Genomic DNA, 15,767 nt, shown 5'->3' with positions numbered 1-15,767 from the left:
CGAAGGCGCGCCGGGAGTTCTGGCCAGGCAATGGGGCGCACCCCGGACGCGGCAATGCCGCGCGCCGAAGGCGAACAGGATCAGGCGAGGGAAATCGGCGGCTTGAAGAAAGCCGTGGCGGGCGGCGCGGTGCGCCCGGAGGGTGCCTGCCAGAAATCTTCCGCGGGCAGCACAAGCTTCGCGGTGGGCAGGTCAAACAAGGCGCTGGACTCTTCGATCTCGTCCAGCAGATCAAGCGGGTCGAGCAGATCGGCCGACCAGATATTGCAGTAGCCCGGTGGCGGGTCGTCGATGGCGTCTTCGTCGTGCAGGCCGTCATCGCCGGGGGCGATCACCCGACCCATCTCGTCGACGGATGGCAAGGCCGCGACTTCGGTGACCTTGTCGGGCACGGCGGCAGCCTGGACGGCTACCGACGCGACATTCCCCTGCAAATCCGCGTGCGCATGCGCCGCCGCTCCAAAAGAGAGCAGCGACAGGCACATGGCAGTCAGCAGCAGGAACAGAAATCGCATGGTCGGGGGCGTTCAGCAGGGCTTGATACGGCACTTCACGGAGGAAGCGCCAGCCGTGCTGCGGTACAACATTGTAACTGAACGATTACGATGGACCGGGAATGGGCCGGTTCGTTCCCTTGGAACAGGTGACGAGGGCCCCGGGGCGAAAGCGTATGGAAGACACGGAGGCCTTAAAGGTCGAAACCGTAGAGCGCCGCTGCATTCCGCCAGCGTAGCGTTTCAGCGGCACCGCAGTCATTGGATGCCTCGCCGCCGGCACCGGGCTCCGACGGCCAGTCGAACAACGCCGCGCATTCCTCCGCGCGCGCAGCGGATTCATGGTTGGTCCACGGCCAGTCACTGCCCAGCAACAGCCGGTCATGCCCCACCGTCCCGCCCCATGCCTTCGCCAGCGAACGCCAGTCCGTTCCAGGCGGCAGCCGGTACGGAGCGCTCAGCTTCACCCATACCTGCCGGCGCGCCAGCACCTGTGTCGTCACAGCGAAAACGCCGTCGCGGAGACCGTCTTCACCGGGCCTGCCGAAGTGATCCAGCACCACCGGTGCGCGGCAATCCCCGAGCGCGGCGTCGAGTTCGGCCAGCATCGCGCCGCCCTGCCCGTTCGCGGTATGCAACTCCACATGCCAGCCCAGTGCCGCCACCCGCGCGAACAGCGCGCGCCACGGCGCCGTGCCGATGCGTGCCCAGTCCGGGTCATCGAAAAGATTGAGCCGGATGCCACGTACGCCTGCCGCGCGCATGTCAGCCAGCGCTTCGTCCGAGACCGACGGGTCCACCACGGCCACGCCGCGCAGCCGATCCAAGCGCGCGCGCAGTGCCGCGAGCAGTACGGAGTTGTCCGTGCCAAGGAAACTGGTCTGCACGACCACGCCATAGGCATCTCCCATCGGGGCGAGCAGTTGCTGCCAGTCTTCGATGCGCGCGGCATAAGCGGGCCGATAGCGCGCGGACGGCGTGCCGGCCCCGGCATCGAACAGGTGAAAGTGGCAATCCACCAGCGGCATCGCATTACGCATCATCGTCACCCATTCCTTGCCTGCGGGTAAGCCCTTATATGGCAACAGGCGACCCACGGCTAATCTAGTCCTCTAGAGGACATCAATCTAACACGGACGCCAGATGCAAGACAACGACTCGCTGCACAGTGCCGCGACCGCCCCGGGGGTCAGCCGCTATGGCCGGATTGCGGCGCAGCTGCAGCGCAAGATCGTCGACGGCGACTGGCAGCCCGGCGCGGCGATTCCGGCGGAAAGCACGCTTGCCGCCGAATTCGGCACGGCGCTGGGCACCATCCGGCAAGCCATTGCCGTCCTGGTGCAGGAAGGGCTGCTGGAACGCGTACAGGGCAAAGGCACCTTCGTGCGCAACGGGCTCACTGGCGCAAGCATGATGCGCTTCTTCCGCTTCCGCGCAGACACGGGGGCGCCGGGCGTGGCGATTCCCCGGTCCGAAATCCTGTCGTGCCGCGCGGCGCGGCTGGACAAGAGCATGGCCGCCCTGTTCGGGCTCGATGCCGGCGCGCGCGGCCTGGCGATCTCGCGGCGGCGCTGGCTCGATGACAAGCCGCGCCTGCTGGAATCGATATGGCTGCCGCTGCCGCGGTGCGAGCCATTGCAGCGCCTGCCCAAAGCCGAATGGGGCGACCTGCTCTATCCGCTGCTGGGCTCGCAATGCGGCGTCACCATCCATCGCGCCGTCGACGAGGTGACCTTCTGCACGCTGGATACCGGAGAGGCTGACCTGCTGGACTTGCCGCATGGCCATCCGTGCGCGCTGGTGACGCGACGCGCCTATGACTTGCAGGGCAACTGTGCCGAGTACCGGCTGACAAGGGGCGATGCCCACGCCTTCCGCTACCAGGCGGACATCCGGTGACCCATGAAGAAAGCACTTCCATTGATGTGGAGACCAGTTTGAAGCCTTCGACAACACGCATTGCAGCCGCCGTGGCGGCCGGACTGCTGCTGAGTCCTGCCCTCGCGCAAGCCACCGAATCGGCCGCGCAGTGGCCGACCCGGCCCATCACCATAGTCGTGACCTATCCGCCCGGCGGCGGCGCCGACCTGATGGCACGACTGATCGCGCCCGGGCTCGGGCGTGAACTGGGCCAGTCCGTCATCGTGGAAAACCGGCCCGGCGCCGGCGGGCAGATCGGCGCGTCCTACGTCGCCAAGGCCGCGCCCGACGGCTACACGCTGATGGTCGATGCGTCTTCCTACGCGGTGAACCCGAGCCTGTATCCGCGCCTGCCCTATGACCCCGCCAAGGCCTTCACGGCGATTGGCGTGCTGGCGCGCTATCCCAATGTGCTGGTTGCCACGCCGGGATTCCCCGCGTACTCGGTCAAGGATGTCCTGGCCATGGCCAAACAGAAGCCTGGCACGGTGGCCTTCGCCTCGTCGGGCAACGGCTCGGCCCAGCACCTGTCCGGCGTGCTGTTCGAGCAGCGCGCCGGCGTGGACCTGCTGCACGTCCCTTACAAGGGTGGTGGCCCGGCCATGACGGATGTCATCGCCGGCCAGGTGCCGCTGTTCTTCGCCAACGTGGCATCGAGCCTGCAGCACATCAAGGCTGGCAAGCTCAGGCCGCTTGCGGTGACCAGCCACACGCGCACGGCGGCGCTGCCGTCGGTGCCGACCATGGAGGAAGCCGGCGTGGCCGGCTACGAAGTCTATGAGTGGAATGCCGCGTTCGTCCCGGCCGGTACGCCCCAGCCCATTACCGGCAAGCTGTCCGAGGCGCTGCAGAAAGTCATGAACAGCCCTGACGTGCGCAAGCGCATCGCGGAGCTGGGCGGCGAGGTCGTGGCGGCGCCGCCCGCGGAAGCTGCCCGCTATATCGACAACCAGACCCGCCTGTGGGCCAAGGTCATCAAGGACGGCAACGTCAAGCCCGAATGAGGTGAGCGCCGCTCACCCGCTGCACGCCCTGTCATCAGGAATTCCCGGAGAAATGTATGACCCAGTTTGACCCTGTCCGCCGCGACGTACTGAAGCTTGCCGCCGCGCTGGGCGCCGGCGCCCTTGCGCCTTCGCTTGTCCGGGCGCAGGCGTGGCCCGCCAAGCCCATCCGCCTGGTGGTGCCGTTCGCGCCGGGCGGCAGCTCGGAGATCGTGGCCCGCTCGACCGCCGCTGAACTGACCCGCCTGCTCGGCGTGTCGGTGTTCGTGGAGAACAAGCCCGGCGGCGCGGGCAACGTCGCCATGGGAGAAGTGGCGCGCGCCGACGATCAGCACACGCTGATCCTCGGCCATATCGGCACTCTCGCGGTAAATCCCTATATCTTCGCCAAGCTGCCCTACGACCCGAACAAGGATTTCCGTCCGGTGTCGCTGCTGTCCAAGGTGCCGAGCCTGTACGTGATCCATCCAGACGTACCGGCGAAGAACCTGAAGGAGTTCATTGCACTGGCCAAGAGCAAGCCTGGCAAGCTCAACTATGGTTCGGCCGGCAATGGCAGCGCGGGGCATCTTGCCTTCGAGTACCTGAAGGCTGCCAGCGGCACCTTCATTACCCATGTGCCCTACCGCGGCAGTGGTCCGCAGATTACCGACCTGCTGTCCGGCAGGCTTGACGCGGCAGCGGTGGGCGCGCCAGCCATCCTGCCGTTCATCAAGGCGGGCAAGCTGCGCTGCATCGCCACGGGCACGACGCAGCGCATTCCACAGCTGCCTGATGTCGGAACCGTCGCGGAGCAGGGTTATCCAGGCTTCGAGATGACGCAGTGGTACGGTCTTCTGGCCCCGGCAAGCCTGCCGCAGCCGGCCACGGACAAGCTCGCCGACGCCGCGGCCAAGGCGGTGAAGAGCCCGGCGTCAATGCAGCGTCTTAGCGCCGATGCCGCGCTGGTGGTGGGCAGCACGCCGCAGGAATTCGCGCATTTCATCGCGCAGGAACAGCAGCGGTGGAAGCCGATTATTGCGCGGGCGCAGATTAAGCCGGATTGAACCGGGGCGGGGACATCGCATGCGGCGATGCTCCGCCAATCCCCCCCTGAAAAAAATCCGGTTCGCGGCGGAATAAACCCGCCCCCTCCTGCGTCTACTCAGGCATGAGTCCCTTCCCGGACCGCCTGAACCACGAGGAACCATGGCACTCCCGCCCCGCTTACCGCGATCCCCCGCCCCTGCCTGGGCCATCCTGGCATTGACGGCAGCCTTTCTGCTTCCTGCCGCCGCCAATGCCCAGTCCACCACCGACCAGCAGAAGTTCGCCGCCGAAAACGAGGCCGCCATGACGCGGATGATGGACGGCATGGCCGTGCCGCCCAGCGGCAATATCGACCAGGATTTTGCCGCGATGATGATCCCGCATCACCAGGGCGCCATCGACATGGCCATGGCCGAGCTGCGCTACGGGCGCAATGAACAGCTGCGCCGCATTGCGCAGGAAATCGTCGTCGAGCAGTTGCAGGAGATCGCCGCGATGCGGCTCGCGCTCGGCCAGCCGCTGCCACCCTCCGCCCCCGCACCGACCCAGCCCGCCAGCACCGACGCGCCGCCTCAAGCGGCCGGGCACAGCCACGCCACGCACGCCCACTGACAAGAAGACCAAGCCATGAAACGGAACTCCGCCAAGATCGTCAAAGCCGCCCTTTCCCTCACGCTGCTGCTCGGCCTGCCAGGCGTCACACTGGCCGGCCAGGCCCCCGGCCCGCTGAGTGCGCCCGACGTGCCCGTCAGCCATCGCGACCGCATCTACGCGGCGGAGCAGTTCTCCAACACCGTGTCGGTCACCGACCCGGCCGACAACAAGCTGCTCGGCGTGATTCGCCTGGGCGATCCGACACCGGGCAACCTCAGCCCGCTCTACCGCGGCCAGTTGCTCGTGCATGGCCTGGGCTTCTCGCCAGACGGGCGCACGCTGGCGGTGGTGTCGATCGGCTCCAACTCGGTGTCGTTCATCGACACGGCGACCAATGCCGTCAAGCACGTGACCTACGTGGGACGTTCGCCGCATGAGGCCTTCTATACCCCCAACGGAAAAGAAGTGTGGGTGACGGTGCGCGGCGAGAACTACATTTCGGTCATCGACGCCGAAACTTTCGCGGAGAAGACCCGCATCACCGTCGCGGCGGGCCCTGGCATGCAGATCTTCTCGCCGGACGGCAAGTACGGCTACATCTGCTCGTCGTTCAACCCGGAAGTCGCGGTAGTCACCGTGGCCGATCACAAGGTCGTCGCGCGCGTGAAGCAGGACAGCCCGTTCTGCCCGAACATCGCCGCCACGCCGGATGGCAAGCAGGTCTGGTTCACGCTCAAGGATATCGGCAAGACCCAGGTGTTCGACGCCCGCCCGCCCTTCGGCCTGCTCAAGACCCTTGAGACCGGCGCGATCACCAACCACGTGAACTTCGCGCACACCGCGGCAGGCACGTTCGCCTACGTCACCATCGGCGGGCTGAACCAGGTCAAGGTGTTCCGCACGGACGACTTCAGCCCGGTCGCGACCATCCCCGTGGGCGCCTTGCCGCATGGCCTGTGGCCGTCCGGCGACGGCACCCGCATCTACGTGGGCCTGGAGAACGCGGACAGCCTCGCGGCCATCGATACGGCCACCAATCAGGTCGTGGCCAACGTGCCCGTTGGCCAGGCCCCACAGGCCATCGCCTACGTTCCCCGTGCCGTGCCGGAGGGCGCAGGCACCCAAGGGCTGCAGCCGCTTGGCGCGGCGGGACAGACCACGCAGCTGAAGATGGTCGCGCTAGCCAATGGCAAGCCGGTCGCCGGCGACAGCGCCCCAACCACCGTGACACTGTTCGACCAGGGCCTGCTGCAGGTGCTGCAAGCCTCCGCAACGGGGTTGCAACCAAAGCAGGCGTATGTGCTCGCACTGGCTGGCCAGGCCGATGGCACCGGGCCGCTGGAACCGTTGGCGAACTTCACGGCGAATCCCGCCGGCGGGGCCATCGTCAACGCGATCGGACCGATCCGTCAGTTCGTACAGGGCATTGCCGGCAGCGACGCGCGGCGCTATCTTGTGATCGCGCCGGCCGTCAATGGCAAGCCTGCGGCACCCGTGCAAGTGCAGGCGATGTAGGCGTGGCCACGTTGTCCGCGCTTACCGGAGAGGACTGGCCGTGAAAGACCTGCTGCAGCACGTCGAGCCGATGATTCCGGCGTTGCGGCGCTACGCGCGCGCGCTGATGCGCGAACCGGCTGCCGCCGACGATCTCGTCCAGGACTGCCTGGAGAAGATCATCACGCACTGGGACAGCCGTCGCGGTAAGGGCGATACCCGCAGCTGGGTGTTCGCCATCCTGCATAACCAGGCGATGACGGCGCTGCGCCGCCAAGCGGGCTCGCGCAACCTGCATATCGCCATCGAAGACGTGGCGGAGTCGCTGAGCGCGCGCGCCACGCAGGAAGACGGCCTGCACTACCGCGACCTGATGAGCGCGCTCGATACCTTGCCGGCGGACCAGCGCAGCGTGCTGCTGCTGGTGTCGGTCGAAGACATGTCGTACGCGGACGCCGCACGGGTGCTCGACATTCCCATCGGCACCGTGATGTCGCGCCTGTCGCGCGCGCGGGAGCGGTTGCTGAAGGTCATGGATGGCAGTGCCGCGGCAGCATCGGGATCGGCACAGAAGACGGCATTGCGGAGGGTCAAATGAACGAGAACCGGCCCGTGCAGGAAGAAGACCTGCAGGCCTACGTGGACAACGCGCTGGACGAGGCGCGCCGCAAGGAGATCGAAGCCTACCTGCGCGATCACCCGGAAGTCGCGCATCGCGTCGAGGGCTATATCGCGCAGCGCCAGCAGTTGCGCGCTGCCTTCGCGCCCGTGGCTGACGAGCCGATTCCGCCCGAGCTGAACCTGCGCCACATGGTCGCCGCACGCCGCCCACGCAGCACCGCGCCGTGGCGCCTGGCCGCGTCGGTCTTTATCGCGCTGTGCGTGGGGGGCATGGCCGGCTGGATGGGGCGCGGCGCCACCGAGCCGGCGACGGGAGGCATTGCCGCGCTGGCGCGCGAGGCCACGGCGAGCTACCAGGTCTTCGCCTCCGACCCGAACCGGCCCGTGGAAATCAGCGCGCACGACAACGCCGATCTCGTCAGGTGGGTGTCGGCACGGCTGCAGCGCCCCGTTGCCGTGCCGGACCTGACGCGCTCCGGCTACCGCTACATGGGCGGACGCCTTGTAGCAACCGAGCACGGGCCGGCCGGGCTCTTCATGTATGACGACGGACACGGCATGCGCGTGGCGATGCTGGTGCGGCCAATGAAAGTGGAACGGAACACGCCGATGAAAGCGCATCGCCAGGCCGGCGTGGCGGGGTATTCCTGGGCGGACCAGGGACTCGGCTACAGCCTGGTTGCCGCGGATTCGACCAATGACCTGCATCCGCTTGCCGATGAAATGCGGCGGCAGATCGACCAGCGCGTAGGCCGGCCCGCGCCGGCATAGCGACGGGCTGGCGCGCTTAGCGCTCGCGCTTGCCGACGAGTCCCTTCACGCGTTCCCAGAGCACGCTAAAGAACAGCGCCACCGGATTGAGCTGCACGACTTTCATGCGCTCCGCTTCGCTGAGCGTGGGGTCCATCCTGCGCGCCACCGACTTGCCGAAGTCGGCAATCATGCGCCGGACGAAATCGCGTACCAGCCCCGATCGCGAGAACTGCGCCAACGGCCCTTGCAGCGAGTACTGCAAGTCCACCGCCACGTCCGTTTCGCCGGCCGAGCGAGCGGTGAGCTGGTACGCGATATCGCCGGCGGCCTTGGAGTTGCTCAGCGAATCCTGCCCCGCCCCCTTGAGCACGCCGCGCTTCTGGCTGTCGTCGCGCTGCAGGCGTGCCGCGCCTTCGAAGCGCGCGGACATCGGGCCGAACTTGATGGCGATGTGTCCCTTGACCTTCTCGCCCTCCACTTCGGTCAGCACGGCACCCGGCAGGCAGCCTGCCACTGCGGGCAGGTCCGCCATGAACGCCCAGACCGCATCGACTGCATAGGGCACAGTAAAGGCGCCTTCGATACGCGACCACCCTTTGCGATCAGCCGCGCGTCCCGCCTCATTGGCCGCGGGGCCAGCCTGCGCGGACTCGGCGCCAAGCGCCTCGTCCGAAACGGCAAAGCCAGTGAACGCCTTGGCGATGGCCGGGGCAGGCGCGCGTACCGCACCTGCGTTTGCCGACCGGCGCGCAACCAGCACCGAACGGATCGCGGCAACGATGCCCATATAGCCAGTACAGCGGCACAGGTTGCCCGAGAGTTCATGGCGGATGGTCGCCTCATCGGCATCCGGCAGGCGCAGCACGATATCGCGCGCCGTGGCAAGCATGCCCGGCGTGCAGAAGCCGCACTGCAGCGCGTGATGGCGATTGAAGGCGACACGCAGATCGGCCATCACGGCGTCGTCCTCGTAGCCCTCGACCGTGACGATGTCCGCGCCCTGGCAACCGGCCGCGAAGGTGATGCACGAACGCACAGGCCTGTCATCGACCAGCACCGTGCACGCGCCGCAAACGCCGTGCTCGCAGCCAAGGTGGGTGCCGGTGAGGCGATGGGTATCGCGCAGGAAGTCGCCCAGGTGAGTACGGTCCGCGCATGCGCCGGATACCTGCCGGCCATTGACGGTGAATGCGATGGTTTGCACAGGGCTCCTCAGTTCAGCATTTGCGTGACGCAGCGCGTCACGACGGTACGGCACAGCTTGCGGTCGATCGCGTCCTTGTCCGGCGCGGCGCGGGCGATGGCCGCATCCACGGCCTGCGCGGTCAGTGCCGCGGCACCCTGCGCCGCGACCGCTCGGGTCAGCTCGCGCAGCACCACCGGCGGCCCGTCGAGCGCGCCCAGCACGATGCGCGCGAAACGGCGGCTGGCGTCGAAGTAAGCCGCGCAGCTCGCCTCGGCGAACTCGCCGGTCTTGCGGCACAGCTTCTGGTAGCCCCAGCGCGTATCGTCGCTGGCCGGCGGCACGCGCACCGCGGCGATCAGCTCGCCTTCCTCCAGCACCGTGGTGTAGGCGCCAAGCATGAAGGCATCCATCGGCACGACGCGGGTCCCCGCGGCCGAGGCGATCTCGATCTGCGCGCCCAACGTCGTCATGGTGACCACCCAGTCCGCCGCAGGGTCGGCATGGGCCAGGCTGCCGCCCACGGTGCCGCGGTTGCGGATCGCGCGGTAGGCGATGCCGCCCGCCACCGCCTGCAGCATGGTGCCGCGCAGCGGTTCGAACACGCCGTCCTCGATCTGCGCATGGGTCACGCAGGCGCCAATGCGAACGTAGTCCGACGTGACGGTGACCTCGCGCAGTTCCGGCAGCCGCGAGACATCGACGACCGCATCCGGGCGCGTCAGGCGCAGGTTCAGCATCGGGCCGAGCGACTGGCCTCCGCCCATGGTCTTGGCGACATCGGTGCCCGCGCCGAGGCGGGTGAGCGCATCGGCCAGCGAGCCCGGCGCTTGATAGGTAAAGGCAACGGCTTTCATGGTTCAGGCAGCCTTCCTGCTTTCGGATTGCGCCGCGGCGGCGTCCAGCGCCTCCAGCACCTTTCTTGGGGTCAGCGGGGTTTCCCTGAGTTCGACGCCGAAGTCGCGCAACGCATCGTTGACCGCGTTGAAGATGGCGGCCGGCGGAGCGATGGCACCGCCCTCGCCCATGCCCTTCGCGCCGAACTCCGTGTGCGGCGACGGCGTCTCGAAATGATGGATGCGGATCGACGGGATCTCGGTCGGCCCCGGCAGCATGTAGTCCGCCAGCGTCGAAGCGAGCGGCTGGCCATTGCCGTCATAGCGCATCTCTTCGAACATGGCAGTGCCGATGCCCTGCGCCACGCCGCCGTAGGTCTGCCCTTCCACCACCATCGGATTGATCATGGTGCCGCAGTCCTCGACCACGACGTAGTCGAGGATCTCGACATGCCCGGAATCGATATCGACCTCCACAGCGACCGCATGCGTGGCGTAGGTGAAGCTGCCCGTGTCGACCGCCGGCTTGAAGCCCATGGTGGTTTCCAGCCCCTGCGCATCGACGTCGGCAGGCAACAGGTGGGGGTTGATGTACCAGGCATCGGCAATGCGGTCAACGGCGATGCTGCCCTCGCCAGCGCGCACGAAGCCCGCGTCGAAGCGCGCGGATTGCTCCGGCTGGCCCAGCATGTGCGCGCCGATTTTCAGCAAGCGCGGCAAAAGCGCCTTGCACGCGCGTGAAACTGCGCCGCCCGACATCACCAGCGAACGCGATGCATACGTGCCGGTCGAGAACGGCGTCAGGCCCGTGTCGCCATGAACGACCTTGATTCGCGCAACATCGATGCCGAGGATCTCGTTTGCGATCTGCGCAAACGTGGTTTCCATGCCTTGCCCGTGGGAATGCACGCCGACGCGCACCTCCAGTCCGCCGTCCGGCGTGATGCGCACGGTGGCGGAGTCGAAGCCAGGAATCACCGGCGTGCCCCACGCCGCGAACACCGACGTGCCATGGGCCGATTGCTCGGTGTAGGTGCCGAAACCCACGCCCACGTAGCGGCTTCCCTCGGGACCAGCCTTCTGGCGCGCACGGATCGCCGGCACGTTGATCATCTCCATCGCCTTGCGCACGCTGGCCGGATAATCACCGCCGTCGAAGTGCTTGTTGGTCACGTTGACGTAGGGCATGGCTTGCGGCGGCACCAGGTTTTCGCTGCGGACTTCCCACGGCTCGCGGCCGACCTCGCGTGCGATGGCGTCCATCAGCAGTTCCATTGCGAAGCACACACCCGTGCGGGCCACGCCGCGGTACGGCACGAAGCCGGGCTTGTTGGTCGCCACGCAGACCGTCTCGCAGCGATAGCCATCGAACGCATACGGCCCCGGCAGGTTGCCTATTGCCTGCCCCGGTTCAAGGCCGATGGTGAACGGCCACACCGAATAGGCGCCGCCGTCGATGGCGATCCTTGCGTCCAGCGCCAGCAGCCTGCCACGCGCATCGGCGTAAGCGGTCAGCTCGTAGTGGTGTTCGCGCGAATTGGCGCCGGCGGTCAGGTGCTCGCGCCGGTCCTCGATAAAGCGGAACGGACGCTTGTACGTCATGGCCAGCCACGCGATGCACAGCTCCTCCTGCTGCAGCACGCACTTGTAGCCGAATGCCCCGCCCACATCGGGCGAGATCACGCGCACGCGTTCCTGCTCCAGCCCCAGGCAGTGGCTCAGGATGGTGCGGATCATATGCGGCACCTGCGTGGCGCTGTAAACGACCAGCTGATCGAACTGGTGGTCCCAGTAGGCCAGCACGGCCTTGCCTTCCATCGGCACCATGCACTGGCGGGCCAGGTCGATCTTGCGGCTCACAACGACCGTCGCCTCGCGCTGCCGTGCTTCGAAGTTCATGTCGGCCGTCAGCGTCAGGAAAGTGTTGTCGGCCCAGTGCTCATGCACACGGACTGCTCCTGCAAGCTGCCGTGCTTGCGCGACATCGGTCAGCGCCGTCAGCTCGTCCAGTTCAAGCGCGACCTGTTCGGCGATGTCCTCGGCGTCGGCGCGGGTCGGCGCGAAGGCCATGGCCACCGGCTCGCCGACAAAGCGTACCTTGCCGCTCGCCAGTGGTGGCTGCGCGGAAGGCTTGTATGAAGGAAAGGCCGAGTCGGCGACGATGTCCTTCGCGCTCTGCATGTCCTCGCGCACGATCACCGATGCGGCCAGCGACTGCGGCTTGGTGACCGACAGCAGCCGGGCGTGCGCAACGGGGCTGCGCAGGAATGCCACCTCCTGCAGGTCCGGCATGTCGATGTCCGCCACGAACCTGCCTTTGCCATGCAGGTGCCGGGCATCTTCCTTGCGCGCCACGCGGGCGCCCACCCCCTGGCCCTGCCCTTCCAACGAATGATTCGGTTCCATCGATATCCTGTCTTCAGAATGTGCCGCCGCGGGTCCCGATTTGCTCAGCATGCTGAGCAAAAATGCTAAAGAACCGCGCCCCGGCCTGTCAATTGCGGCTTCACCGCATGGCAAGTGGCGCAAACGCCATGCCTGGGCTCATTCCTGCACGCCGATCGCGGCCAGCGCGGCCGCCCGGGGCATGACGGTGGCGTACTTCTGCTCCATGTCAAACAGGTTGGCCTCGTGCGGACCGAGCGCGCGGTCGCCAACGCAATCTGACAGCACCAGCGGGCGGAACCCGTACTGCATGGCATCCACGACGCTGGCGCGCACGCAACCGCTGGTCACGGCGCCTGCCACGACCAGTGTTTTCACCGCGCGCTGCGTGAGCCATGCGGCCAGCGAGGTGCCGAAGAAGGCCGACGGCACGGTCTTGCGCACCACCAGTTCGCCCGGCGCTGGCATCAACTCGTCAACGATGGCGCTGTTCCGCTCATGCTCCTTCAGCGTCAGCATGCTCGGCACCTTCATCGAGAAGACATTGTGGTCCCCGCCGTCGTCGGCATAGACAATGCGGCTATGCGCAATGGCCCAGCCTTCGCGTCGCGCCGCCGCGAGCAGTGGCACCGTGGCGGCAATGGCATCGCGGATATTGCCGCCGCCGAACACCGCCGGATCGGCAAAACCGTTGACGAAGTCGACAATCAGCAGGCCGAACGGCGGTGCCAGTTCAAGCTGGTTGCCGAAGCCCTGGCGCTGGTAGGCGCCGATTTCCTTGTGCATGGGGTGCTACTCCTTGGGGTACTGGAAGCCGTCCATGACCTTGCCCTCGGTCACCACATCTGTGCCGTCGAGGCGCACGGTGCAGCGGCGCAGCGGGATGTCGATATGGCAGGTCGTGGTGCGCTGCCCGCCGGCCTCATTGTTCGGGCCGAGCGAGAACAGGAAGTTGCCCTCGAACGCGCGCGCATCCATGCCGATGGTCGCTTCTCGGTCGTACAGGCCCAGCGTCGACCAGTGCGCGCGCGGTTGCAGGCCCCAGCCGATGTGCGAAATCGCATAGGCTTCCGGGTCGCGAAACGAGGCCATGTATTCGCTCAGCAGCTCCGCGTGCAGGCCGCCTTCGATGCGCGTGGCAAAGCCGTTCTCCACGGTCAGGGTGACCGGCTCGGTGACGTAGGTCTTCTGCGGCAGCAGGATATCGCCGCGATCGAGCACGATGGTGCCGCTCGCCCCGCCCTCGTCAGGCCACGTCAGCACGAAGCCGCTGGGCCAGTGGTCCCAGCGCCCGGGCTCGTCGACGAAGCCATACTCGCTGATGGCGGGAAACTCGCCCAGCGGGCAACGCAGGTTGGTGCCGGCAGCCGAAACCACGTGCATTTCCTTTGCGCGGCCCAGCCGCTCGGTAGCCGCCTTCACGCGTTCGCGGTCGGCTTCGGTCGGGACCATGCGCGCCAGCACTTCGGGCGGCTCCACGGCCAGCAGGATCTTCGTGCCACCGCTCAGGATGTCATGCTGCTCGGGCGAGAACAGCAGCGTCATCAGGTCGAGCACGAGATCGCTCGCCTTCAGCGCGGCGATGGCGGCGCGGTTGCCGGTCAGCGGTGTTGTGCCGAGATAGGCCAGCGCATCGCGGCTCAACGCCTTCTCACCATTGACTGGCGGCAGGTCGAGCCGGTTGACGATCGCACCCATCGCCTGCGTGGCGATCAGCGCAGTCGAGAGGGTCTGCGGATGCGTGGCGGCACTGGTGAGGATGGTCACGCTCTGCCCTCGTTCGAGCTTGGACAGCTTGAGCACCTGGGTCCAGGCATCGATCATCTGGTGGTCACTGACGGGCATGTCGGCTCCTTGCGAGACGTGGTGGGTGACAGGCTTTCATTACGGCAGCGCGGCACCGAGGAAATCGCCGAAGGCGCGACAGAAGCCGGCCTCGTCGTCCCACGGGATCATGTGGCCGGCATCGGCGACGTGGCTCACCAGCACGCCCGCCAGCAGCGTGCGGATTTCCTGCTCGTCTTCGTCGCGCACCACGTCGCCACGGCCGGCGCGCATCAGCAGCGTCGGCACGGACACGTGCGGCAGGTCGGCGTGGATGTCGTCTTCATGGAAGCCGTTGAAGCTCGCTAGGATTGCGCGCTCGTCGCAGGTGTGCAGCCACTCGGCGCGCAAGCGCAGTTGCTCGTCCGTCCATGTCGGACAGAAGCGGCGCATGCCTTCCGCGTCGACACCAGCGCGCGCGAGGCGGATGGAATCGATGTACCACGGCAGCTGCGCGGGATAAGCGCGGCGGCCGGGGCCGGAGACCGGCGGATCCACCATCACCAGCCGCGTCATGCCTGCGGGGCGCTGGCGCGCGGCACGAACGCCAATGCGCCCGCCCATCGAATGGCCGACGATGGCATAGCGCTGCAGGCCGAGCGCCTGCGCGAACGCGATCACGTCGGCAGCTTGCGCATCGAGGCTGTAGTCCAGCGTGTCGCTCGCTTCCGACAAGCCACGGCCGCGCACATCCAGCACATAGGTATCGAAGCGCTGGCCGAACTGCTCGCCGACGAAGCCCCACGTGATGGCCGGGCTCGTGATGCCCGGCACGATGATCACGGCGTCGCGCGACGCGCGTTCGCCATCGTTGCCGCCGTAGCGCAGGTAGTGCTGGCGGATGCCGTTGGCCTGGACGTTGCCGCCGTAGAGGAAGGTGCTCATGGCGCGGCCCTCAGTAGGCGCCGGACAGCAGCGCGCCCGCGCCCGGCACGACCGGCTCCAGGTCCAGCGCGCGCAGCATCGCATAGGTGGTGGCGATAGCCGCCGTGATCACCGGCTTGCCGGTCATCGCCTCGACCTTCGCTACCGCCGGCAGCGACGGCATCTGCACGCAGGCGGACAGCACGATGGCATCGACGTCGGCAATGTTCATCTGCGCGACGATGGCCGGAAGCTTCGCCGGATCGTGGCGGCCCACTTCGAGGTTGTCGGGAATCTCCAGCGCGCGGTAGTCGACGACTTCGTAGCCTTCGTTGCGGATGTAATCCACCACCAATTCCGTCAGCGGCTTCATGTACGGGGCAACCACGGCGATGCGCTTCGCGCCGATCACCTTGAGTGCATCGACCAGCGCGCCGGCACTCGTGATTACCGGCGCATCGCCACCGTTCTCAACGGTGTGGGCTTTCAGGCGCTGTTCCGACTTGCGGTGATAACCATGGCCCATCGCCATGATCGCGACCAGGCAGGCGTAGCCGAGCACATCCACGCGCGCGTCGGATAGCTCGACGGCGCAGCGGTCAGACTCGGCATCCATCGCCGCCAGTTCTTCCTTGACCACCTTCTTCATGCGCATGCGGCTCGAATGGAAGGTGAAACGTTCGGGGCGGATCTGCTGCCGTGCGCTCAGCATGGCGGGGATCTCGGTTTCCATCGTGGTGTTGGAGCTCGGCACGATCTGGCCGAT

At 67.0% G+C, this 15,767-nt stretch carries 16 protein-coding genes; 7 read left to right on the top strand and 9 right to left on the bottom strand.

What is annotated here, in order from left to right:
- Positions 1 to 80: 80 nt before the first annotated feature.
- Both AC3FKG_RS22340 and AC3FKG_RS22335 read right to left on the bottom strand, forming a co-directional pair.
- The gene (locus AC3FKG_RS22340; RefSeq protein ID WP_483711900.1) at positions 81 to 515 is read right to left on the bottom strand and encodes a cobalt-zinc-cadmium resistance protein; all 435 of its coding nucleotides are present in this window, start codon (positions 513 to 515) and stop codon (positions 81 to 83) included.
- A gap of 173 nt (positions 516 to 688) precedes the next feature.
- Positions 689 to 1,537: an amidohydrolase family protein gene (locus AC3FKG_RS22335; protein WP_483711901.1), complete on the bottom strand. Its 849-nt coding sequence runs from the start codon at positions 1,535 to 1,537 to the stop codon at positions 689 to 691.
- A gap of 100 nt (positions 1,538 to 1,637) precedes the next feature.
- Between AC3FKG_RS22335 and AC3FKG_RS22330 the strand changes: the two genes are divergently transcribed.
- The 7 genes from AC3FKG_RS22330 (at position 1,638) to AC3FKG_RS22300 (ending at position 7,927) form a co-directional block, all read left to right on the top strand.
- Entirely contained in the window at positions 1,638 to 2,393 is a 756-nt protein-coding gene (locus AC3FKG_RS22330) for a GntR family transcriptional regulator (protein WP_483711902.1), read from the top strand.
- A gap of 38 nt (positions 2,394 to 2,431) precedes the next feature.
- Complete coding sequence (locus AC3FKG_RS22325; RefSeq protein ID WP_483711903.1) at positions 2,432 to 3,418, top strand: tripartite tricarboxylate transporter substrate binding protein; 987 nt, start codon at positions 2,432 to 2,434, stop codon at positions 3,416 to 3,418.
- Between the two features lie 56 nt (positions 3,419 to 3,474).
- Positions 3,475 to 4,464, top strand: coding sequence for a Bug family tripartite tricarboxylate transporter substrate binding protein (locus AC3FKG_RS22320; RefSeq protein ID WP_483711904.1), 990 nt, complete (start codon positions 3,475 to 3,477; stop codon positions 4,462 to 4,464).
- Positions 4,465 to 4,606: 142 nt separating this feature from the next.
- A complete protein-coding gene (locus tag AC3FKG_RS22315) occupies positions 4,607 to 5,059 on the top strand; it encodes a DUF305 domain-containing protein (RefSeq protein WP_483711905.1) in 453 nt (150 codons plus the stop codon).
- A gap of 15 nt (positions 5,060 to 5,074) precedes the next feature.
- The gene (locus AC3FKG_RS22310) at positions 5,075 to 6,556 is read left to right on the top strand and encodes a YncE family protein (RefSeq protein ID WP_483711906.1); all 1,482 of its coding nucleotides are present in this window, start codon (positions 5,075 to 5,077) and stop codon (positions 6,554 to 6,556) included.
- A gap of 40 nt (positions 6,557 to 6,596) precedes the next feature.
- The gene (locus AC3FKG_RS22305) at positions 6,597 to 7,133 is read left to right on the top strand and encodes an RNA polymerase sigma factor (protein WP_488744149.1); all 537 of its coding nucleotides are present in this window, start codon (positions 6,597 to 6,599) and stop codon (positions 7,131 to 7,133) included.
- Positions 7,130 to 7,927, top strand: a complete 798-nt coding sequence (locus tag AC3FKG_RS22300; protein WP_483711907.1) for an anti-sigma factor family protein — start codon at positions 7,130 to 7,132, stop codon at positions 7,925 to 7,927. Before AC3FKG_RS22305 ends, AC3FKG_RS22300 begins: the two co-directional genes overlap by 4 nt.
- Before the next feature lie 16 nt (positions 7,928 to 7,943).
- Here the strand turns inward: AC3FKG_RS22300 and AC3FKG_RS22295 are convergent, their stop codons facing one another.
- From AC3FKG_RS22295 to AC3FKG_RS22265, 7 genes are all read right to left on the bottom strand, one after another.
- Complete coding sequence (locus tag AC3FKG_RS22295) at positions 7,944 to 9,113, bottom strand: xanthine dehydrogenase family Fe-S subunit (protein WP_483711908.1); 1,170 nt, start codon at positions 9,111 to 9,113, stop codon at positions 7,944 to 7,946.
- An 8-nt stretch (positions 9,114 to 9,121) separates the two neighbouring features.
- Positions 9,122 to 9,949 (bottom strand): FAD binding domain-containing protein, encoded by an 828-nt coding sequence (locus AC3FKG_RS22290; protein WP_483711909.1) that lies wholly within the window; start codon positions 9,947 to 9,949, stop codon positions 9,122 to 9,124.
- A 3-nt stretch (positions 9,950 to 9,952) separates the two neighbouring features.
- Entirely contained in the window at positions 9,953 to 12,334 is a 2,382-nt protein-coding gene (locus AC3FKG_RS22285) for a xanthine dehydrogenase family protein molybdopterin-binding subunit (protein WP_488744148.1), read from the bottom strand.
- Positions 12,335 to 12,472: 138 nt separating this feature from the next.
- Positions 12,473 to 13,099: an N-carbamoylsarcosine amidohydrolase gene (locus tag AC3FKG_RS22280; protein ID WP_488744147.1), complete on the bottom strand. Its 627-nt coding sequence runs from the start codon at positions 13,097 to 13,099 to the stop codon at positions 12,473 to 12,475.
- A 6-nt stretch (positions 13,100 to 13,105) separates the two neighbouring features.
- Positions 13,106 to 14,158, bottom strand: coding sequence for a 2,5-dihydroxypyridine 5,6-dioxygenase NicX family protein (locus AC3FKG_RS22275; protein WP_488744146.1), 1,053 nt, complete (start codon positions 14,156 to 14,158; stop codon positions 13,106 to 13,108).
- Between the two features lie 39 nt (positions 14,159 to 14,197).
- Complete coding sequence (locus AC3FKG_RS22270; protein WP_488744145.1) at positions 14,198 to 15,022, bottom strand: alpha/beta fold hydrolase; 825 nt, start codon at positions 15,020 to 15,022, stop codon at positions 14,198 to 14,200.
- A 10-nt stretch (positions 15,023 to 15,032) separates the two neighbouring features.
- The coding region (locus AC3FKG_RS22265) for a maleate cis-trans isomerase family protein (protein ID WP_488742659.1) at positions 15,033 to 15,767 on the bottom strand (735 nt) is incomplete at its 5' end.

The sequence above is a fragment of the Cupriavidus sp. 22TCCZM04-2 genome (genome assembly GCF_057798895.1).
The sequence above is the reverse complement of the archived record's forward strand: the minus strand, read 5'-3'. Positions and strand labels throughout refer to the sequence as shown.